The sequence below is a fragment of the Microbacterium sp. NPDC056044 genome (assembly GCF_042267145.1).
In the GTDB taxonomy this organism is placed as follows: Bacteria; Actinomycetota; Actinomycetes; order Actinomycetales; family Microbacteriaceae; genus Microbacterium.
Genome location: NZ_JBHJWZ010000006.1, coordinates 29,319 through 49,887, shown reverse-complemented (window position 1 = coordinate 49,887; position 20,569 = coordinate 29,319). Strand labels below are relative to the sequence as shown.

At 71.2% G+C, this 20,569-nt stretch carries 15 protein-coding genes; 5 read left to right on the top strand and 10 right to left on the bottom strand.

The features are described 5' to 3' along the window. Positions 1-8: 8 nt before the first annotated feature. The 4 genes from panB to ACFC1I_RS17375 all read right to left on the bottom strand — a co-directional run bounded on the left by panB (position 9) and on the right by ACFC1I_RS17375 (position 5,159). The gene (gene panB / locus ACFC1I_RS17390; protein WP_376012221.1) at positions 9-869 is read right to left on the bottom strand and encodes a 3-methyl-2-oxobutanoate hydroxymethyltransferase; all 861 of its coding nucleotides are present in this window, start codon (positions 867-869) and stop codon (positions 9-11) included. Continuing rightward, complete coding sequence (panC, locus tag ACFC1I_RS17385) at positions 869-1,714, bottom strand: pantoate--beta-alanine ligase (RefSeq protein WP_376012218.1); 846 nt, start codon at positions 1,712-1,714, stop codon at positions 869-871. The genes panB and panC overlap by 1 nt, the downstream gene beginning before the upstream one ends. Next, positions 1,711-2,487 (bottom strand): DUF2520 domain-containing protein, encoded by a 777-nt coding sequence (locus ACFC1I_RS17380; RefSeq protein ID WP_376012215.1) that lies wholly within the window; start codon positions 2,485-2,487, stop codon positions 1,711-1,713. Before ACFC1I_RS17380 ends, panC begins: the two co-directional genes overlap by 4 nt. 317 nt (positions 2,488-2,804) lie before the next feature. Next, on the bottom strand, positions 2,805-5,159 hold the full coding sequence (locus tag ACFC1I_RS17375; protein ID WP_376012213.1) for an arylsulfatase: 2,355 nt from the start codon (positions 5,157-5,159) through the stop codon (positions 2,805-2,807). 385 nt (positions 5,160-5,544) lie between these two features. Between ACFC1I_RS17375 and helR the strand changes: the two genes are divergently transcribed. After that, a complete protein-coding gene (helR, locus tag ACFC1I_RS17370; protein WP_376013091.1) occupies positions 5,545-7,716 on the top strand; it encodes an RNA polymerase recycling motor ATPase HelR in 2,172 nt (723 codons plus the stop codon). A gap of 12 nt (positions 7,717-7,728) precedes the next feature. On the opposite strand, the gene ACFC1I_RS17365 is transcribed toward helR, so the two are convergent. The 3 genes from ACFC1I_RS17365 to ACFC1I_RS17355 are packed head-to-tail and all read right to left on the bottom strand — an operon-like array spanning position 7,729 to position 11,791. Then, positions 7,729-9,114: an L-serine ammonia-lyase gene (locus ACFC1I_RS17365; RefSeq protein WP_376012210.1), complete on the bottom strand. Its 1,386-nt coding sequence runs from the start codon at positions 9,112-9,114 to the stop codon at positions 7,729-7,731. Further along, entirely contained in the window at positions 9,114-10,511 is a 1,398-nt protein-coding gene (locus tag ACFC1I_RS17360; RefSeq protein ID WP_376012208.1) for a DUF3100 domain-containing protein, read from the bottom strand. Before ACFC1I_RS17360 ends, ACFC1I_RS17365 begins: the two co-directional genes overlap by 1 nt. 50 nt (positions 10,512-10,561) lie before the next feature. Next, positions 10,562-11,791: an amidohydrolase gene (locus ACFC1I_RS17355; RefSeq protein ID WP_376012206.1), complete on the bottom strand. Its 1,230-nt coding sequence runs from the start codon at positions 11,789-11,791 to the stop codon at positions 10,562-10,564. Positions 11,792-11,934: 143 nt separating this feature from the next. Between ACFC1I_RS17355 and ACFC1I_RS17350 the strand changes: the two genes are divergently transcribed. The 3 genes from ACFC1I_RS17350 to ACFC1I_RS17340 are packed head-to-tail and all read left to right on the top strand — an operon-like array spanning position 11,935 to position 15,190. Further along, positions 11,935-12,933, top strand: coding sequence for an Lrp/AsnC family transcriptional regulator (locus tag ACFC1I_RS17350; RefSeq protein ID WP_376012203.1), 999 nt, complete (start codon positions 11,935-11,937; stop codon positions 12,931-12,933). A gap of 55 nt (positions 12,934-12,988) precedes the next feature. Then, complete coding sequence (locus tag ACFC1I_RS17345; RefSeq protein ID WP_376012200.1) at positions 12,989-14,290, top strand: DUF222 domain-containing protein; 1,302 nt, start codon at positions 12,989-12,991, stop codon at positions 14,288-14,290. 36 nt (positions 14,291-14,326) lie between these two features. After that, positions 14,327-15,190, top strand: a complete 864-nt coding sequence (locus tag ACFC1I_RS17340) for a serine hydrolase domain-containing protein (RefSeq protein ID WP_376012197.1) — start codon at positions 14,327-14,329, stop codon at positions 15,188-15,190. Positions 15,191-15,216: 26 nt separating this feature from the next. On the opposite strand, the gene ACFC1I_RS17335 is transcribed toward ACFC1I_RS17340, so the two are convergent. From ACFC1I_RS17335 to ACFC1I_RS17325, 3 genes are all read right to left on the bottom strand, one after another. Beyond that, positions 15,217-15,681 (bottom strand): hypothetical protein, encoded by a 465-nt coding sequence (locus ACFC1I_RS17335; RefSeq protein WP_376012194.1) that lies wholly within the window; start codon positions 15,679-15,681, stop codon positions 15,217-15,219. Between the two features lie 47 nt (positions 15,682-15,728). Then, complete coding sequence (locus tag ACFC1I_RS17330; RefSeq protein WP_376012191.1) at positions 15,729-16,652, bottom strand: S1C family serine protease; 924 nt, start codon at positions 16,650-16,652, stop codon at positions 15,729-15,731. A 61-nt stretch (positions 16,653-16,713) separates the two neighbouring features. Continuing rightward, positions 16,714-17,682 carry a squalene cyclase gene (locus ACFC1I_RS17325; RefSeq protein ID WP_376012188.1) on the bottom strand — a complete coding sequence of 323 codons (969 nt, stop codon included), beginning with the start codon at positions 17,680-17,682 and terminating at the stop codon, positions 16,714-16,716. A gap of 230 nt (positions 17,683-17,912) precedes the next feature. On the opposite strand from ACFC1I_RS17325, the gene ACFC1I_RS17320 reads away from it, so the two are divergent. Further along, entirely contained in the window at positions 17,913-20,546 is a 2,634-nt protein-coding gene (locus ACFC1I_RS17320) for a penicillin-binding protein (protein WP_376012185.1), read from the top strand. Positions 20,547-20,569: the final 23 nt, after the last annotated feature.

Below are 20,569 nucleotides of genomic sequence, written 5' to 3'. Positions count from 1 at the left end.
GTTCGTCCTCAGTCGCGCGTGAGCGCCTCGAGCTCGGCGCGGGCCGCGTCGATCGCGATGTCGGTCGCGGAGTAGCCGTGCTCGGGACCGGGGAAGACCCCGCCCCGCACCTCGCTCGCGTACGCGGCGACGCCGGCCACCATGTCGGGGCCGATGGCGCCGTAGCGCTTGACGAATGCGGCGGTCTTGCCCTCGGTGATGCCGAGGAGGTCGTGCACGACGAGCACCTGGCCGTCGGCGGGGCCGGCGCCGATCCCGATCACCGGGATCTCCAGCGCCGGCAGCACGACGGCGGCGACGTCAGCCGGCACCGCCTCGATGACGAGCACGCTCGCGCCGGCGTCCTGCACGGCCAGCGCTTCGCGCACCAGGCGCGCGGCGGATTCGGCGGTGCGTCCCTGGGCGCGCAGGCCGCCGAGCGCCACGGCCGTCTGCGGCGTGAGACCCACGTGCGCGACGACGGGGATGCCCGCCTCGGCGATCGCGCGGATGCGGCTGAGCCGCGCTTCGCCCCCGCCCTCGAGCTTGACGGCGTCGGCGCCCGTCTCCTTGACGAACCGGATCGCCGTCGTGATCGCTTGCTCGTCCGACACCTCGGTCGACCCGAACGGCAGGTCGGCGACGACGAACGCCGACTGCACGCCGCGGCGCACCGCGCCGGCGAGTACGAGCATCTCCTCGACCGTGACCGCGACCGTCGAGTCGTGGCCGAGCACGACCTGCGCGCCGGAATCGCCGACGAGCACCATGTCGACCTCGGCCTGCTCCGCGACACGGGCGGTCGGGTAGTCGTACGCGGTGACCATGACGATCGGTTCGCGGCGGGCCTTCATCTCGGCGAGACGCTGCAGTGTGACCTGTGCGCGCATCACGCACCTCCTAAGACGGTGTTGTCGATGAGCCGCGTGCTGCCGACGCGGGCCGCGATGGCGACCAGCACCGGTCCGTCCACGGTGGGAACGGCGGCGAAAGTGATCGGGTCGACGAAAGCGACGTATTCGGGACGGATGCTGGATGCCTCGAGCGTCGCGAGGGCCCGGGCGCGCAGCGCCGCGGTGTCGGCGATGCCGGAGGCCGCAGCATCCATCACGTCCTGCAGGGCGTGCGGGATCGCAAGAGCCTGCGCGCGCTCCTCGGTCGAGAGACGCGTGTTGCGGCTGGAACGGGCGAGGCCGTCGGCGTCGCGCGACGTGGGGCACACCACGAGCTCGACCGGAATGCCCAGGTCGGCGACGAAGCGGCGGATGACCGCGACCTGCTGCGCGTCCTTCGCGCCGAAGTAGGCGTGATCGGGCAGTGCCGCGAGCAGCAGCTTCGTGACGACCGTCGCGACGCCGTCGAAGTGCGCGCGGCCGCGCTCGGCGCCCTCGAGGGTCTCGGCGATGGGCCCGGTGACGCTCACGGTGGTGGCGAAGCCGTCGGGGTAGACCTCGGCGGCCTCCGGGGCGAAGACGATGTCGACGCCCTCGGCCTCGGCGAGGGCCACATCGGCCTCTTCGGTGCGGGGGTAGGCGGCGAGGTCGGACTGCTCGTTGAACTGCGCGGGGTTGACGAAGATCGTCATGACGACGGTGTCGTCGGCCTCGCGCGCAGCACGCAGCAGCGTCGCGTGCCCTTCGTGGAGGGCGCCCATCGTGGGGACGAGTCCGATGGGGCCGCCGTGGCGCTCGCGGAGTGCGGCGCGCAGGTCGGCGACGGTGCGGACGACGATCACGGGGCGACCTTTCCGGTGCGTGCGGCGGGCTGGCGCGTCGCGGCGGGCTCGCGCGTCGCGGCGACGTCGCGCGTCGCGGCGACGAGGGCGTCGAAGAGTGCGGCGCGCGCGGGCAGGCGTCCGGCGACGGCGGCACGCTGACGGGCGACGGTCTCGTCGTCGCCGCGGGCGATGGGTCCGGTGAGGGCGGCGGCACCGCCCGCCTCCCAGTTCGCGACCGTCGCGCGCACGAGCGGAACGAGCGCGTCGCGCGGAACCCCCGCGGTGGCCGCCAGGTCTTCGGCGAACGACTCGAGCGTCACGAGGAAGTTCGAGGCGATCGACGCGGCTGCGTGGTACGCCGCGCGATCGGCGTCGGCGACGTCGAACGGGGTCATGCCGAGCGCCTCGGCGAGCGCGTGCGCCGCGGCGAGCGCGCGGTCGGTCGAACCGGCGAGCGCGGCGGGCACGCCCGCGAACGACGTCTCGCCCGTCACGGTGAGGAGGGGATGGATGCTGAGTGCCTCGTGCGGTGCGAGCGGCGCCAGCGTCGTCGCTCCCGAGAAGTGCCCGACCAGACGCGAGGGTTCGATGAGTGCGGCGGCGTTGCCGATCTCGGCATCGGGCACGGCCAGCAGGACGAGTTCGGCGTCCTCGCCGGTCGCGCCGCGGCCGAGAGGTCCCTGGACGTCGACGCCGGCGGCACGGAGTGCGGACGCCATCGCACGGCCGACGCGCCCGTCACCGACGATCGCGACGCGGGCAAGCGCGTGCGCCGAGTGCGAGTCCGGCATCGTCGTCGTCTCCCGTCACGGCGCATGGATCCGGTCCAGGACGGCTGAACCAGTATCAAAAATACCCGGCACAACGCGGAGCGGCGACCGCGCGTCCCGTCGAGCCGCGCCCGCGCTGTCCCTTCCGGCACACGCTGCCGTTCCGAACGGGCGCGATTGCCGATTCCGACAGCGCGAACCGAACTCGACGCAGGAACAGGCGCGAACGCCGATTCCGACAGCGCGGACCCACCCGCCACCCGAGGAACGAGGCATCCGTCCCCCGCGACAGAGCGGCCCCGAGACCGCGAAGGGTCCGGGGCCGCTCGGGGCGATCGCTACGCCTGCGCGGGCACCTGGTACGCGACGTGGACGCGGCCGATCTCGCCGTCGAAGGCGAACGGCATCTTGTCGACGTAGGCACGCGAGACCGCGCCGCCGTAGGCGCGGCCGACGTCGAGGCAGTCGTTCGCCGAGAACAGCAGCGGGGCGCTGACCGGCACGGTGCCCGAGGCGACCTCGGTGCCGTCGACTCGCAGCACGACGTTCAGAGGCCCACCCGGCTTGGGGACGACGTACGAGGTCTCGATCTCGATCGTGTGCTCACCGGCGGTGAGGGGTGTGGATGCTGCGACCGTCGTCCGCTGGACCAGGAACAGGTTGTACTCGTACGTGAGGACGCCGTCGACGACGTACGCCGTGAGGCCGCCGCCCGCGCCGCCCAGCTTGTAGAGGACGCCGTTGGCCTTGTCGCCGACCTTCACCTCGATCGTCACGACGTTCGGCTTGTTGCCCAGCGCCGGAGCGCAGAACTCGGGCACGCGGGTCGTGTCGCCGGTGAACTCCCACTCGGTGTACGGCGGCGAGATGCGCAGCTCGGGGTGCAGCGGCGCGATCCACAGGCCGCCGCCGATCGGCAGCACCTTGTTCTTCGCCGCCTCGATCGCGAAGAGCTCCTTGAGTCCGGCGAGCTTCTCGGGGTGCTCCGCGGCGAGGTCCTTCGACTGGCTCCAGTCCTCGTCGAGGTTGTAGAGCTCCCAGATGTCTTCGTCGGGCGTCCAGGTCTGGATGCCGGCGGGCATGCCCGGCACCCAGGGCAGGCGGGGTCCGGCCGTGGACGCGATCCAGCCGTCCTCGTAGATCGACCGGCTCGCCATGACCTCGAAGTACTGCACGCGGTGGCGGCCCTCGGCGGCCTTGTCGTCGATCGAGTACGCGAAGCTCGTGCCGTCGATCGGGTCCTGCGGAATGCCGTTGACCGTGTCGGGGTGCGAGATGCCGAGGATCTCGTAGAGCGTCGGCGCCAGGTCGATCACGTGGTGGAACTGCGTGCGCGGCACCGGGTCGTGTGCGATGCGGCCGGGCCACTGGATGAACATCGGGTTGCGCGTACCGCCCAGGTGCGAGGCCATGAGCTTCATGCCCTGGTACGGCGACGAGCCCGCCCACGCCCAGGCCGCGTGGTACTGGTTGTCGGTCGCCGGCGTGCCCAGCACGTCGAGACCGCCGAGCTCCTCGAGCGCGGCGATGTGCTGGTCGATCGTGGTCGGGATCATGTTCTGCGCCAGCAGCTCGCTGATCGTGCCGTTCTGGCCCTCACCCGACGAGCCGTTGTCGCCCCAGATGTAGATGACGATCGTGTCGTCGGAGTACCCGAGCCGCTCGAGCTCGTCGACCACGCGGCCGGCCTGCACGTCGGCGTGCTCGCCGAAGCCGGCGCACACCTCCATGAGGCGCGCCTGGAACGGCTTCTGGTGGTCGGGGATGTCGTCCCAGCCCTGCAGCGAGTCGGGGCGCGGCGTGAGCGCGGCGTCCTCGGGAACCCAGCCGGCGGCCTTCGCACCGGCGAGCGCGTCTTCTCGGTACGCGTCCCAGCCGTCGTCGAAGACGCCCTTGTACTTGTCTGCCCACTCCTTGTGCACGTGGTGCGGGCCGTGGATCGCGCCGGTCGCCCAATACATGAAGAAGGGCTTGTCGGGCGAGAGCGCCTTGTGGTCGCGCAGCCACGCGATCGCGTCGTCGGCGATGTCCTCGCTGAGGTGGTAGCCCTCCTCCGGCGACTTCGGCGGCAGCACCGACGTGGTGTTGCGCACCAGGTTCGGCTCGTACTGCGACGCCTCGCCCGCGAGGAAGCCGTAGAAGTACTCGAAGCCGTTGCCCGTCGGCCAGTTCTCGTACGGGCCGGCCTTGGTCGTCTCCTCGGCGGGGGTGTTGTGCCACTTGCCCCACGCCGCCGTGGAATAGCCGTAGTTGCGCAGCACCTCGGCCATGGTCGCGCTCGACTTCGGGATGTGGCCCGAGTAGCCGTCCCAGTCGTTCGCGAGCTCGGCGATCTGGCCGGCGCCCACACGGTGGTGGTTGCGCCCCGTCAGCAGCGAGGCCCGGGTCGGCGAGCACATCGACGTGGTGTGGAAGCGGTTGTAGCCGATCCCGCCCTGGCGGATGCGGTCGAGCGTCGGCGTGGCGACCTTGCCGCCGAGCGGTGCCGGCAGCGCGGGCCCGGCGTCATCGATGAGGATGACGAGCACGTTGGGCGCGTTCTCGTTCAGGTGGCGCTCCGGCGGCAGCGGCGAGTACGTCGACTCGGCGAGCGTGCGCCCCGCGTAGCTGCCCGACGGCTTGGGCGGGAACGGGAGCGTGCGAGCGGGTGGGAGCGGTGCTCCCACGACGGAGTTGCGGTCGTCAGCGGTCATGCGTGTCTCCTGTCCCCGAGGGGGTGGGCAGGCGAGAGCGCCACCCCGTGGTGGCACCGTAGCGGCCGGAACGCGGGGCCGGCATCATCCGGATCGTATGAACCGGTCTCGAAGCCACGAACGGCGCGTGACCCGTGGGCGGCACGTGGCACTGCCGGCGATCGAGGCGGAGTCTGCGCACACAGAGGCGCGACCTTCCTGCCGCTACCAGGTTATCGCGGGGTGGGGGCCTTGCGGCAAGGGCCCCTCGAGGGCGCATACTTGTCGATCGCGACGCTCCCCCCGCCCTCCTCTGCCTCCCTCACACGCCAGATTCCGCGTCGCGCAGCCGCCTGGAGACGATGCCGTGAACCCCCGCCCTCTCAGCGATCCGAACCCGACCCCGATCTCGTCCCCGACCGCGAACCCGGCCCCGAACCCGGCCCCCGCCACCTCGACCGCGTTCCACCTCCCCGCGCGCCTCGCCGCCAAGTCCGACCCCGCGCTCATCGGCGGCGACGACGCGCACTTCGCCGCGATCGCCGGCGCCCTCGAGCGCTCGATCGCGGGCCTCGAGGAGCGCCTCGACGACTTGCGTCGCCGCCCGGGCGGTCACGGCCAGGCGGGCGTCGAGCGCGACATCGAGATCCACCGCGTCTCGGCGCGGCTGCGCGTGCTCCGCCGCTTCGGGGTCGACGCGTGCCTCGGCCGCATGGTGCCCGCCGACGGCTCCGACCCCGTCTACATCGGTCGTTTCGGACTCACGGATGCTGCGGGCCGCCGCCTGCTCGTCGACTGGCGCACGCCCGCCGCCGAGCCGTTCTTCGCCGCGACGCACGCGCATCCCTCCGGGCTCGTGAGCCGCCGCCGCTACCGCTGGACGGGCGGCCACGTGACGGACTACTGGGACGAGGTCTTCACCGCCGAGGGTCTCGACCACAACGCGGCGCTCGACGACCAGTCAGCGTTCATCGCGAGCCTGGGCGCCAGCCGGTCGCCCCGCATGCGCGATGTGCTGGGCACGATCCAGGCCGACCAGGACGCCATCATCCGCGCAGGATCCCGCGGCGCGCTGGTCGTCGACGGCGGCCCCGGGACGGGCAAGACCGTGGTGGCGCTGCACCGCGCCGCGTACCTCGTCTACTCCGACCCGCACCTCGGCGAGGGACGCGGCGGTGTGCTGTTCGTCGGCCCGAGCCCCGCCTACCTCTCCTACGTGGAGGACGTGCTCCCGAGCCTCGGCGAAGAGAGCGTCCAGACCTGCACCCTGCGCGACCTCGTGGCCGAGGGCCGGGCCGCGGTCCCCGAGATCGACCCGCTCGTCGCCCGTCTGAAGGCCGACGCGCGCATGGTCGACGCGATCGAGCCCGCCGTCCGGCTCTACGAGGAGCCACCCACCCGCGCACTCGTGATCGAGACGCCGTGGGCCGAGCTGCGGCTCGATCCTCAGGACTGGGCCGAGGCGTTCGCGTCGGCCGAGGCTGGCCTTCCGCACAACGAGGCCCGCGACCAGGTGTGGGAGACGGTCCTCGACATCCTCACCGACCAGGTCGACGGCGAAGCGGTGCCGCTGCACCAGCTGCGGCGGGCGCTCGCCCGCAACGAGGACCTCACCCGCACCTTCGCCCGCGCATGGCCGCTGGTCGAGGCATCCGTTCTCGTGTCGGATCTCTGGACTGTCCCCGCGTATCTGCGCCGCTGCGCCCCGTGGCTCGAGCCCGACGAGGTGGAGGCTCTGCAGAGAGTGGATGCCTCGGCCTGGACCACGTCGGACCTTCCGCTGCTCGACGCCGCCCGGCGCCGGCTCGGCGACCCTGGCGCGTCGCGGCGGCGACGGGAGCGCGAGGCGAAGCTCGCACAGGAGCGCGAGTACATGGCGCAGGTCGTCGACCGGCTGAAGGAAGCCGGCGACGAGATGATGCAGTGGCTCGACGGCGACGACCTGCGCAACAGCCTCGTCGATGAATCGGTGCTCGACACGCTCGACCCCGACCTGCTCGCGGGGCCGTTCGCGCACGTGGTCGTCGACGAGGCGCAGGAGCTCACCGATGCGGAATGGCGGATGCTGCTGGCCCGCTGCCCGTCGCGCAGCTTCACGGTGGTCGGCGACCGGGCGCAGGCGCGGCACGGGTTCCACGAGTCGTGGCAGGAGCGCCTCGAGCACGCCGGCCTGACCGAGGCGGGCGTGTCGTCGCTGACCATCAACTACCGCACGCCGAGCGAGGTGATGGCCGAAGCGGAGCCGATGATCCGGGCGGCGATCCCCGACGCCAATGTTCCGACGTCGATCCGGTCGAGCGGGGTGCCGGTGCGGCACGGGGTGGTCGCAGAGCGCGACACGGTGCTCGCGGAGTGGCTCGATGCGCACGCCGAGGGCGTCGCGTGCGTGATCGGCGACCCGTCGTTCGCGCCGCAGGAGCGGGTGCGCTCGCTCACCCCCGAGCTCGCGAAGGGACTCGAGTTCGACCTGGTCGTGCTGGTCGAGCCATCGGCCTTCGGCGAGGGCATCGAGGGCGCCGTCGACCGCTACGTCGCGATGACCCGCGCGACCGAGCGATTGGTGGTGCTGGAGGGTTAGGTGCGATCGCGGTCAGCACTCCACGACGTTGACGGCGAGGCCGGCGGCGCTGGTCTCCTTGTACCTCGACGACATGTCGGCGCCCGTCTGGCGCATGGTCTCGATTGCGGTGTCGAGGTCGACGATGTGGCTGCCGTCGCCCAGCAGCGCAAGCCGGCTCGCGGTCATCGCGGTCGATGCCGCGACGGCGTTCCGCTCGATGCAGGGGATCTGCACGAGGCCTGAGACGGGGTCGCAGGTGAGCCCCAGATGGTGCTCGATCGCGATCTCGGCGGCGTTCTCGATCTGCTCGGGGGTGCCGCCGCGGACGGCGGTGAGCCCGGCAGCGGCCATCGCGCACGCGCTTCCCACCTCTGCCTGGCAGCCGGCTTCGGCGCCCGAGATCGAGGCGTTCGCCTTGATGAGCGATCCGACGGCGGTCGCCGTGAGGAGGAACGTGCGGATGAGTCCAGGATCGAAGTCCGTGGGCGCGGCCGCCTGGTACAGCACGGCCGGCAGCACCCCGGCGGCGCCGTTGGTCGGCGCGGTGACGACCCGACCGCCTGCGGCGTTCTCCTCGTTGACCGCGAGGGCGTAGACCGACACCGCTTCGGCGGCATCCGTCGATCCGCCGCGCTCCCCCAGCTGCCGCCACGCCGCGGCGGCCCTCCGCGGCACGCGAAGCCCGCCGGGCAGGATGCCGTCGGAGTGCAGCCCTCTCTCGATGCACGCCCGCATCGCCGCCCAGATCGCGTCGAGACCGCGCGCCGTCGCAGCAGCACCGTGAACGGCGACCTCTGTCTGCCAGGCGATATCGGCGATGGTGCGGCCACGGGTGAGATCGAGGAGTTCGCGCATCGTGCGGAACTGCGGCGCATCCGCGGCGGTTCCTGGCAACGGAGCCGTCTCGGCACCGGCGGACTCGTCGCCCAGCCTGCGGATGAAACCGCCGCCGACCGACAGGTATGTCTCCTCGCGGATGCCGCGCCCAGCGGTGAGCTCGGCGGTCAGCTGGAGCGAGTTGGGATGCCCGTGCGGCCGCTCTCGCGATGCGAGCACCAAATCGTCTCGGACGAACGGCACCCCGCCGATGTCGAGCGAGACGCCCGACTGCAGCAGCGCCCACCCTCCGTGCACGACCTCAGGATCGACCGTCTCGGGCCGGAATCCGCGCAGTCCGGCGATGACCGCGTCCGGCGTCCCGTGTCCGACCCCGGTCGCGGCGAGGGAGCCGTGGAGTCGGCAGCGGAACCGGACGACGTCCGCCAGGGCTCCGGCATCCGCCAGGCGCGCGCGGAAGTCCGCCGCCGCCCGCATGGGCCCGACCGTGTGCGAGCTCGACGGACCGATGCCGATCGAGAAGAGGTCGAGCGCGGAGGTGTACAACCCGCGCTCGACCTCGACGGCGGTGCGCGTCATCAGCCCCACAGCCCCAGGGCGAATTCGGCGACGACGGCCGACAGGAGGAAGGAAGCGGCGATCGCGACCGTCCCGACCGGGATGATCTTCCATCCGATGCTCTTGAGCATCGGAAGGTCCTTGCCGAGGCTCAGCCCGGCGATCGTCAGCATGACGGTGATGAGCGACAGGAAGTCGATCGTGTTCGACACCGTCGTGAACCAGCCGGCGACCGGCGAGGCGGGCGACGTGAGGAAGGCTCCGATCGTCATGACGACGATGATCGCGGGAACTTTGCCACGGGTGACCTTGGCCAGGGCGATACCGCCCGCGACGAGGGCACCCATCACGACGTACGCGATCACCATGTCCCAGGAGAAGCCCTTGGCGGCGATCGCCGCGACGACGAGCCCGGCGAAGCCGATGATGAGCAGCGACACCCACAGCGGGACCTTGACGGTGGGCTTCTCGAGCACCGTCTCCTCGACGGTCTTCACCGCCGACGTCGGCATCGCGCCGGTGGCCTTCGAGCGACGGCCGGGAAGGGTCGCGTCCTTGTTGCGCGTAAGGAGCTTGTAGAAGCGGTCAGCCAGCGGCAGCGAGACCCACACACCGATGTACACGCCGAGGACACCCGTGATGAGGTTCGAGGTGGCGGCCAGCGCGAGCACCTGGTCCTGCATGTCGGGGTGCGCCGAGACGATCACCGATGCGGCGGCCGCCATCATCGACCCCGAGCCGACACCCGCGCCCATCGCGAGCGCAAGCGGGTCGAAGATGCCGAGCGACGCGGCCAGCGAGGCGATGAGGCTCACGATGACTGCGCCGAAGACCGTACCGAACACGTACATCGACAGCACGCCGCGGTACTGCGGCGAGTCGGAGCCGTAGCGCTCGCTCACCATCGCGAACGAGCCCTCGCGGTCGATCGAGAACGTCGCGCCGACGGTGGCCGGTCCCATGCGCAGCAGCACGGCGAGCGGGAGAGCCAGCGCGATCGTGCCGAACAGGTGGCCGACCTCCTGCAGCAGCAGGGCGGGACCCGCCTGCAGGAGCATCGGGATGTTGGGCCCGATCGTGAAGGACAGGCGGGCGCAGAGGAAGAGCACCGCGACGCCCATGATGACCGTGGCGGCCTGCTGCAGGTCGATCGGAAGCGGCTTGAGACGCTGACCGGAGACGAGGGCACCGGCGGTGATGCCCCAGATCATCGGGAGCAGCGTCACCGAGGCGATGCCGAGCGGGATGACGATCGGGCCGATCGCCTGCGCGCCGGCGGAGATGGCGACGATGAGGCCGATCAGGATCCACAGTCGCGGACTCCGGAAGCCGAGGGCGACAGCAGACGCCGCCTTCGCGATCGGGCTCGACGATGTTGCGGTGGAGGCGACGTCGCCTGTGCGGGTGTGAGCGGTCATTTCGGGTTCTCCAGGTGGGAGGGCTTCGCGTCCCCGGCGAGCGGGATCGGTCATGCCTCGAGCGTGATCCGAGTCGCCCCGGCGGGGCGTTCGGCGGTGCGGTGGAGCAGGTCGGCGCGCAGGGCGTCGTCCAAGGCGACGTCGAGCACCGTCCACGCGAGGATCGTGGCGGCGTCGATGACGGCCTCGTCGGCTGCGGGGGTCGCCGCAGCAGCGGTGAACTCGGGGTTGTGGGCGGGGCCCGTCTGACCGAGGAAGGCGATGGTGGGGTGGATCGTCGGCACGACCTGCGACACGTTGCCCATGTCTGTGGATCCGCCACCGAGGGGGGCGGGGGTGATCGAGCGTCCGCGCGCCAGCAGGTTGGCGTCCCACAGCTCGCCGAGGGCGACGTCATGCTTCATGGGTGCGTACGGGTGCTCGGTCGGAGCCCATTCCCAGCGGCATCCCGTCGCGATCGCGGCGCCCTCGAAGCACGCGAGCACGCGCTTCTTCATGTCGCGCCATACGTCGATGTCGTAGGCGCGCAGCTCGACCTGAACGACGGCGCGGTCCGGGATGATGTTCGTCGCCTCGCCGCCGCGCGAGACGAAGGCGTTGAGGTTCGTCTCCTTCGGCAGGTGCTGACGGAGGAACGCGATCGAGGTCTGCGCGATGGCGGCTGCGGAGCCTGCGTTCAGGCCCTGCTCCGGCATCCCGGCCGCGTGCGCGGTGCGGCCGTGGAACACCACCTCGAAGCGGTCGACCGCCGTAGAGCGGAAACTGGTCGCCGAGATGTCCTCACCCGTCATGCCGTGGACCATGAGCGAGAAGTCGACGTCCTCCCACGCACCCTCGAGGAGCATCGCGACTTTGCCGCCGCCGTGCTCTTCCGCCGGCGTTCCGAGCAGCTTGATGCGCAGTCCGGCTGCGTCGGCGAGGGGTGCGAGTGCGAGAGCCGCACCGACACCCGATGCCGCGATGACGTTGTGTCCGCAGCCGTGCCCGATGCCGGGCAGCGCGTCGTACTCTGCGCAGATCGCGACCGTGAGATCGCCGGTGCCGTAGACCGCCTCGATGGCGGTCTCGACGCCGTACGCGCCGACCTCGACCTCGAACCCGGCGTCTCGGAGCGTGCGCGCGACCAGTGCGGCGGCTTCGTGCTCCTCCCATGACAGCTCGGGGTTCTCGTGGATGGCGTGGCTCAGTCCGATGAGCTCGCCACGACGAGCGTCGACGCCCGCGGCCGCGCGGTCCTTCAACTCCGTGACGGTCACGGTATCGGTGGTGGTCAGGCTCACGAGGTGTCCTCTCGTCGTTGCGAACGTTGCGGATATGGTGCGCGTTCACATGTTTCGACTCCGTGACGATGCGCGATATCTGCGGAAAGTTGCGATCAGATGCGGGATACTTGATTCCGGGATCGGTTCCAGGGAGGGTCCGGATGCAGGAGATCTCGCTCGACGTCATCGATCGCCGGCTCGTGCACGCGCTGCAGATCGAGCCGCGCGCGAGCTGGAACGAGCTCGCACCCGTCATCGGCGTCGATGCCAGCACCCTCGCTCGTCGCTGGGCGCGCCTCCAGGAGGAGGGCATCGCCTGGGTCACGGGCCACTCGACCGACGGACAGTTGTCCCTGATGGAGATCGACTGCGAGCGGGCGAGGCTGGATGCCGTCGTCCAAGAACTCCAGCGAGACCCCGCCGTGTACGTGCTCGACGTGACCTCAGGTTCACGCGACCTCATGGCGCTGGTGTTCGCGCCCGACATCTCAGGGCTGTCGGACTACGCGCTGCACCGGCTGGGACGACTGGACGGTGTGCGGTCCGTCCGCACGCACCTGGCCAATGAGACGCTGATCGACGGCGGAAGCTGGCGTCTGCGCGCGCTCGATCCCGCCGAAGCACAGCATGTGCGGCCGCCGCGTCCGCCGCGGCCGCGCGCCGCGCAGCGCGTACCCGACGACCTGCGCGCGGCGATCGAGCGCGAGGTCTGGGCCGACGGGCGCGTTCCGGTCGCGACCATCGCCGAGCGCAGCGGCTTCGCGCCCCAGCGCGTCGCCGATGCGCTCGCGACCCTGCGGATGCGTGGCAGTCTCCGCTTCCGCACCGATATGGCGCGTGCGGCGTCGGGGTGGCCCATCTACGCCTGGTACTTCGTCGAGGCTCCCGCGCAACTGCTCGAGGCGGCGCGGCCTGCGATCACCTCCGTCCCCGAAGTGCGGCTGGCCTTCACCGCCGCCAGCCGGTACAACCTCATCCTCGCCGTGTGGCTCAGGCGCCTCGCCGACGTGAACCGCTTCGAGGTGGCACTGGAGTCCGCCTTGCGGGGCGCGCGCATCGGGGACCGCGCCGTGGTGCTGCGCATCGCGAAGCACATGAATCAGACGGTGGGCGCCGACACGCGCGCGACGGGGTTCGCGGGGCCTGCCGGAACTGCATAGAGCGGCTCACGCAGCCGCCTCAACGAGTGTCGTAGGTATGTTCTAATCTCGAGATATGTGCACGACGGATGCGCTCCACTGCGACGACGCGGCGACGATCGTCGGCGAGCTCGATCGGGTGCGGCGGGCACAGGCTGGCCTGGAGGCGGAGCGCACCCGGCTGCTCGACGCGCTGCGGCGGGTCAGCGAGGCGCACCAGCAGCAGATCCTGTCGTACGAGCCGGGGTCCGCAGCCGCTGCGAGAGCGGCTCGGGGCAAGGATCCGGTGGTGGATGCTGCGGACTGGGTCGCCCGCTCCACCCGCGCCGAAGTCGCCTGCGTGCTCCGCGTCACCGAACGCCAGGCCGCCGACCTGCTCCGCGAAGCCCGGGTGCTGTGCGCCGACCTGCCCGCGACCATGACCGCCCTCACCTCGGGCGAGATCTCCTACCGGCACGCCGCCGCGCTGGTGGAGGACGCGGAGATGTTCACCCCGCTGCACCGCGGCGCATTCGAGGACGCCGTCCTCGCCGGCCGGCTCGACGTCACCGCGCACCGGTTCGCACACCGTTCCCGGCGCATCCGGGAACACCTCGACCCCGACACCATCCAGCAACGTGCCGACCGTGCCGTCCGCTCCCGGGATGTGACCGTGCAGCCCGCCCGCGACGGCATGGGCTGGCTCATGGTCTACGGCCCCATCATGCAGCTCCACCTCGCCCACACCCTGCTCACCGGCACCGCGAAAGACGAACACGACGCCGGCGACCCGCGCACGCTGGGGCAGCTGCGCTTCGACACGCTCATCGACGCCCTGCTCCGCAACGACCGCCCCGTCGACCTACCCGACAGCGCCGACCCCGGGAAATCGCTCCGCCCGGTTCACGTCGACGTCACCGTGACCGTGCCCGCACTCACCCTGCTCGGCCACAGCGACGAACCCGCCATGCTCGACGGATACGGGCCCATCCCCCTCGACGTCGCACTGACCCTCGCCGCCGGCGCCACCTCCTGGCGGCGCGTACTCACCCACCCCATCACCGGCATCCGACTCGTCTACGACCGCACCACCTACAAGACCCCCGCCGCACTGCGCGCCTGGCTCACCGACCGCGACGGCACCTGCCGGTTCCCCGGCTGCGACACCCCCGCCACCGGCTGCGAAACCGACCACAACCTCGCCTGGGCCGACGGCGGCTGCACCGACCACGACAACCTCGCCCACCTCTGCAAAAAGCACCACCGCCTCAAACACCACACCCGGTGGACCGCCCGACTCGACGACGAGCTCCTCATCTGGACCAGCCCCACCGGCCACGAATACACCACCACCGGCCGCGAAGACCGTGCCCCCGCACTCACGCCCCTCCGTACCTGAGACTTCAGGCACCGGTGGGCGGGCAGACTGGAAACCGTGACCCGCGCCCAGTCCATCGCCGAAAGCATCGTGCTCGAGGCGGACGCCTCGGGGTTCCGGGCCCATGGCCTGCATGTCCTCGTCGGCGACGACGTCGCCGAGCACCGATGGACGGCTGATGTGCGCGAAGACATCCACTCCGCCGCGAAGGGCGTCTGCGTGCTCGCCGCGGGTATCGCCGCAGACGAGGGAGTGGTCTCGCTCGACGTGCCGGTGGCGACGTACCTCCCGTGCGTCGAGCTCGGCGAAGGCGTCGATGAGGTCAGCCTCCGCCACCTCCTGTCGATGACGAGCGGCATCGACCTGCCCTGGTCCGAGACGATGATGACCGACTGGCCCGACCTCGCCGCGGAGTTCCTCCGGCGCCCGTCACGCGGGAGGGCGTTCCAGTACTCGAACGCCAGCACCTACACAGCGATGCGCGTGCTCGCGGAGCGAGTGGGCGACGTCGCCGGCTATCTCGGTCCGCGCCTGTTCGCGCCGCTCGGCATCCACGACGTCGAGTGGGAGCGCTGCCCGAACGGTCGCATCGTCGCGGGCGGCGGCCTCCCGTTGCGCACCGACGAACTGGCCCGGCTCGGGCGGCTCATCCGCGATCGCGGCCGGTGGGAGGGGCGGCAGCTCGTCTCGCCGGAGTGGATCGAGGCGATGCACTCCGACTGGGTGGTCGCCGGCGAGAACCCGGGATACGACGGCTACGCCCTCGCGGGCTGGCGCGGCCCAGGCGGGGCGTGGCGCCTCCACGGCGCCTACGGCCAGCTGCTCATCTTCGCGGGCGACGCGGTCGTGACGATCACGGCCGACGATCACTTCGGCGCCGACCGCATGGCGGCCCTCGCCGTCGAGACCCTGGGCGGCTGACGCGGGGGCCACGTACCCGTGACGGGTCAGCTGCGCTGCACGTAGTGGCGCACGGTGTCGTCCCGCTCGACGAGGAACCGGTCGTCCTCCGGGTAGTACACCGCCCTGTCGACGTCGTCGCCCGCGAATCCTCGGATGCTATCTAGGCTGTCCCACCGCGAGACCGTCAGGATCTCCGTCAGGCCGTCGGCGAGTTCGCGCGTGAGAGTCCAGGCGTCCTTGTTCCCAGGAAGTGCGCGGTACTCCTCGATCCCGGTCCGCTCGACGTAGTCGACGTACTCGTCGCGGTCCTCGGTGCGGATCACTCCGCGCCACACGCGGACGATGTTCCGATGGCGGGTGTGGTCTTCGACGTCGGGCTCGGCGCGCGCGACGTCGGCGATCTCCTCCTCGGGACGCGGCGGGATCGTCTCATCGACCTCGAGCTCGGGGATGCTCGACTCCCCGGACCCCGGGACGTGGGGCTCAACATGCTCGTCGTGAGTGGACATCGCGATTCCTTCCGTCGCCGGCAGTCACAGCGTAGATCCACGCACGGTCAGCGCACCCGCAGCTCCTCCGGAAGCACGACGACGTCGACCAGCGCGCCGTTGCGCCAGAGGGTCATCTCCATGCGGCGCCCGATCGCGCCCTCGACCATGCGGCGCTGCAGCGCCGTCGGGTCGGCGATCGTGACACCGTCGAGCGACAGCACGATGTCGCCGACGCGGGCGCCGGCCACCGCCGCCGGGCTGTCGGGCACCACCGAGACCACCTGCATCCCGACCCGCGATCCTGCCTTGGCCGCGACGTCGGGGCCGAGCGGCACCGTCGAGCCGGCGATGCCCAGCCAGGCGCGCCGCACGCGGCCCGACACCCGCAGGGCATCGATGATCTCGCGAGTCGTGGCGTTGATCGGCACGGCGAGCCCGAGTCCCACGCCGGCGACGGCGGTGTTCACCCCGACCATCCGGCCGGCGCTGTCGGCGAGCACGCCGCCGCTGTTGCCGGGGTTGAGCGCCGCGTCGGTCTGGATCACCTCGTCGATCACCCGCCCGGACCGCGTGGGCAGAGATCGCCCGAGCGCCGACACGATGCCCGCGGTCACGCTGCCCGAAAAGCCCCGCGGATTGCCGAGCGCGACGACGAGCTGCCCGACTCCGAGTTTCGAGGCATCCCCCATCGTCAACGGTGGCGGGGTGTCGACGTCCGCGCGCAGCACGGCGAGGTCCGAGAGGGGGTCAGCTCCGATGACGGATGCCGCCGCCACCGTGCCGTCCGGAAACGCGACCTCCACCCCGATCGCACCCTCGACGACGTGTGCGCTGGTGAGCAGGTGCCCGTCCGAGGTGATGACCGACGCGCTGCCCGCCCCTGCACCCTGGCGCGTGCGCACACTCACCGCCGCGACGGACGGCAGCACGATCTGCGCGACGCGCATCACCGTCGAGGAGTAGGCGTCGAGCGCCTCCTGATCGTCCACGAGACCAGTGTCGACCCGCCCCGGCCCCCGCGGCGGAAGTTCGCCGAAGGCGGAAGACGCGTCAGGCCGAGGCATCCCACCAATCCAGCACCCTCGTGCCGACCAGCGTGAGCCACTTCGACGGCTCGCCCTCGGCGACGTCGACGTCGAACCAGGTGTGGCCGGGGAGCGGGGTGGTCTGCAGCCACGTGCCGTCGGGCTGCCGGGCGGCACGCACGACCTCGACGGCGTCGGCGAGACGTGGATCGGGCGGCGTGCCTTCGAGCAGCGCGACGTCGCGGAAGTGGTCGAGCGCGACCAGCGCGCTGTAGCGGTGCCGGTTGGGGTACACGAACCGCGTGACGAACGGGCCCACGACCTCACCGGTCGTCGCGCGGTTCATCAGGTGCCGCGACAGGAGGTACTCCTCGCCGCCGTGGCGCGCGTCGCGCATGCTCGTGTCGCCCGTGATCCGCTCGTACGCGAGGATGCCGCGCGCCGCGTTGAGCGTCGAGTGGAACGAGGAGCGGACCGAGTCGCCCTCCTCCGCCTCGCAGTTCCAGCCGCCGTCGGCCAGGCGATGCTCGGGGAACCAGGCGACCAGCCGCGAGACGTCTGCCCCGAGCCACGCACCACTCGCCAGCGTGTACGAGTTGATGCAGACGTCGACCTCGCCGCCCCAGTACGGCAGGTCGTCGTACTCCCACCGGCTGTTCCGGGCGAGCTTGTCGGCGGTGCCGGCGAGCGCCGCCGCGTCGACGCCCCACTCGCGGAGGTCCTTCAGCGCCCACGTCGTCGCGACCCAGGGCTGGCCGGGCTCCTCCTGCTCAGCACTGCCGAAGAAGCCCGCGGGAAAGAATGCCCCGCCGGCCCACTGGCCGTCGTCGTCCTGCGCGGCCAGCAGCCGCGCACCGAAGCCCTCGGTCGCGACACGCGCCCGCGTCGCCTCCCAGACTTCGGGCGAAGCGCCCGCGAGATCGCGCTCGACCTGCCAGCGCAGCGCAGGGTCGGAGTCGAGCAGCCAGTCGAGCAGACGCCGATCGATGGTCATGCGGGCCAGAGTAGTCACCCCCACCGACGCCCCGCCGCCCCTCATCCTCTGCCGTTTGCAGGACTGTTCCCGCGCCGCACGGGTGCCGCCCACGGAATCCCGGGAAGCGCGCCGGCCTCACTCGAAACGGTCCTGCGAACGATCGTCCGCGCCGCGGAGGGCCACCGCGTCCACCTCGCGCATAGCTTCGTCACCAGAACCGTCCAGGCCCGGTTCCTACGCTCGATCCCATGCCCGATTCCCGACGACGGGCGAGCGGAATCCTCGGCGGTCTCGCCGGGCTGCTCGGCCTCAGTGCCCTTGCCGGAGTCCTCGTGGCCGCGACGGTCACCCCCGCGGTGGCCCTCACCAGCGCGGCCGCCTCGCAGACGATCACGCTGTTCGACAACCTTCCCGGCACGCTCGAGATCGACCAGCTGATGGTGCCGAGCAACTTCTACGCCACCGACCCCGACACGGGTGAGGAGGTGCTGATGGCGCGCTTCCTCGAGCAGGACCGCACGCCCGTGACGCAGGACCAGATCTCGCCGGTGATGTACGACGCGATCCTGTCGAGCGAGGACCCGCGCTACTACGACCACGGCGGCGTCGACATCATCGGCACCACCCGGGCCGTGCTGTCGAACCTCGGGGGCGGCGGCGAGACCCAGGGCGGGTCGACCATCAGCCAGCAGTACGTCAAGAACGTCCTCGTGCAGCAGTGCGAGGCGACCGCGAAGACGCAGCAGGACAAGTACGACTGCTGGTCCGAAGCCACCACCTCCTCCGGCACGCCCGGCATCGAGCGCAAGCTGCAGGAGATGCGCTACGCGATCGCCCTCGAGCAGAAGTACTCGAAGGACGAGATCCTGCTCGGCTACCTCAACATCGCGAACTTCGGCGGCACCACGTACGGCGTCGAGGCGGCGGCGCGCTACTACTTCGGCACGACGGCCGCGAACCTCACCCTCGGGCAGGCGGCGACGCTCGCAGGGATGGTGCAGAACCCCAACAGCTACCGGATCGACCGGCCCGCCGGCTCGATCACGACGTCGGACGGCACGACGTTCAACAAGGCCCCCGACGGCGTCATCGACGACGGCGCCCAGCTCGGCGCGCTGGACGCGCTGGTGACGTCCGGCGAGATCACCGAGGACCAGAAGCTCGCGGCGGCCGACGGCTACACCTCGACGAAGGTGCGCCAGCTCTACGTGCTGAGTCGCATGCTCGACGACGGCAAGATCACACGCGACGCATACGTCGCCGCCGCGATCGAGCCGATCACCCCGGCCATCACACCCACCTTCACCGGTTGCGCGGCGGCAGGCGGCGCGGCCTACTTCTGCGAGTACGTGAAGGACGTGATCCTGAGCGACCCGGCGTTCGGTGAGACCCCGAGCGACCGCCTGCAGACGCTCCAGCGCGGCGGGCTGAACGTCTACACGACGCTCGACTCGCGCGTGCAGTCCGCCGCCGAGGAAGCGATGACGCAGTACGCGCCCGCCTCGGCCACGATGCCCACCTCCCCCGGCGCCGCGACAGGACGCTTCGGCTCCACGACGGTCAGCATCGAGGCATCCACCGGCCGCATTCTGGCGATCGCGCAGAACACGAAGTACGGCGAGGACGCCGCGGCCGACGACGATCCCGACTACTCGTCACTCGTCTTCGCCGGTGACCCCTCCGCGGGCGGCTCCACGGGGTTCAACGCCGGCTCGACCTTCAAGCTGTTCACGCTGCTCGACTGGCTCGAGCAGGGGCACTCCGTCAACGAGACGCTCGACGGGCGGCTGCGCGTGTTCGAGCACCTCACCAACTCGTGCCAGGGCGACTGGGACAACACCGATCACACCCTCGTCAACAACTTCGGCAAAGCGGCGGGCCGCATCGGCACGCCGATGCAGTTCACGGCCGCCTCGCTGAACACCGGCTACTTCGCCATGGCCGAAAAGCTCGACCTCTGCGACATCCAGAACGTGGCCGCCAAGCTCGGCGTCACGCAGAGCGACGGCACGCCGATCGTGATGGACACCCTGAACTCGGTCATCGGCACGGCTCAGGTGTCGCCGATCGCCATGGCCGCCGCCTACGCCACCGTCGCGAACGGCGGCACCTACTGCCAGCCGCAGGCCATCGATCGGGTGACGGATGCTGCGGGCAACGAGATCGCGAAGCCAGAACGCACGTGCACCCCGGCCCTGGACCCGAAGGTCGCCGCGACCGCCGCCTATGCGCTGCAGGGCGTGATGGCGTCCGGAGGGACGGGAAGCGCCGGAAACCCCGGCGACGGCACGCCGCTCCTCGGCAAGACGGGCACGCACGAGGCGTGGCAGACCTGGATGATCGAGTCGAGCACCAAGGTCACCACGGCGACGTGGGCGGGCAACGTCGAGGGCTTCGGCGACGTGTTCCAGACCTGGCACCAGGGCACCCGGTTGTCCGACATCCGCTACCGCATCGGCCGCGCGGTGCAGGCCGCGGCGGACGACGCCTACGGCGGCGACGCCTTCCCGAGTCCCGACCCGAATCTCACCAAGTCCTCGCAGGCCACGGTGCCCGACGTGAACGGGCTGACGGTCGCCGACGCGCAGAGCCGGCTCGAGGCCGCGGGCTTCGTCGTCCAGGTCGGCGACACGGTCGAGTCCGACGTCGCGGCCGGGCTCGTCGCGAGCCAGGATCCCGGCGCCGGCCGGGCCACCGCCGGTGCGACCGTCACGATCCATCCCAGCGCCGGCCGGGCCAGCGGCGACTCCGGCAACGGCGGCGACAACGGCGACGGGAACGGCAGCGGCAACGGAGGCAACAACGGCAACGGCAACAGCGGCACCGGCAACGGCACCGGGAACGGCGGCGACAACGGCGGCGACCCCGGCGGAGGCGGTTGATCCGACGCGCCCAACCGCGCAGC

Bases quoted from the DNA above. Each gene is read 5' to 3' on its own strand.
- panB (WP_376012221.1), bottom strand. From the start codon at position 869: ATGCGCGCACAGGTCACACTGCAGCGTCTCGCCGAGATGAAGGCCCGC.
- ACFC1I_RS17380 (WP_376012215.1), bottom strand. From the start codon at position 2,487: ATGCCGGACTCGCACTCGGCGCACGCGCTTGCCCGCGTCGCGATCGTC.
- ACFC1I_RS17375 (WP_376012213.1), bottom strand. From the start codon at position 5,159: ATGACCGCTGACGACCGCAACTCCGTCGTGGGAGCACCGCTCCCACCC.
- ACFC1I_RS17365 (WP_376012210.1), bottom strand. From the start codon at position 9,114: ATGACGCGCACCGCCGTCGAGGTCGAGCGCGGGTTGTACACCTCCGCG.
- ACFC1I_RS17360 (WP_376012208.1), bottom strand. From the start codon at position 10,511: ATGACCGCTCACACCCGCACAGGCGACGTCGCCTCCACCGCAACATCG.
- ACFC1I_RS17350 (WP_376012203.1), top strand. From the start codon at position 11,935: ATGCAGGAGATCTCGCTCGACGTCATCGATCGCCGGCTCGTGCACGCG.
- ACFC1I_RS17345 (WP_376012200.1), top strand. From the start codon at position 12,989: ATGTGCACGACGGATGCGCTCCACTGCGACGACGCGGCGACGATCGTC.
- ACFC1I_RS17335 (WP_376012194.1), bottom strand. From the start codon at position 15,681: ATGTCCACTCACGACGAGCATGTTGAGCCCCACGTCCCGGGGTCCGGG.
- ACFC1I_RS17325 (WP_376012188.1), bottom strand. From the start codon at position 17,682: ATGACCATCGATCGGCGTCTGCTCGACTGGCTGCTCGACTCCGACCCT.
- ACFC1I_RS17320 (WP_376012185.1), top strand. From the start codon at position 17,913: ATGCCCGATTCCCGACGACGGGCGAGCGGAATCCTCGGCGGTCTCGCC.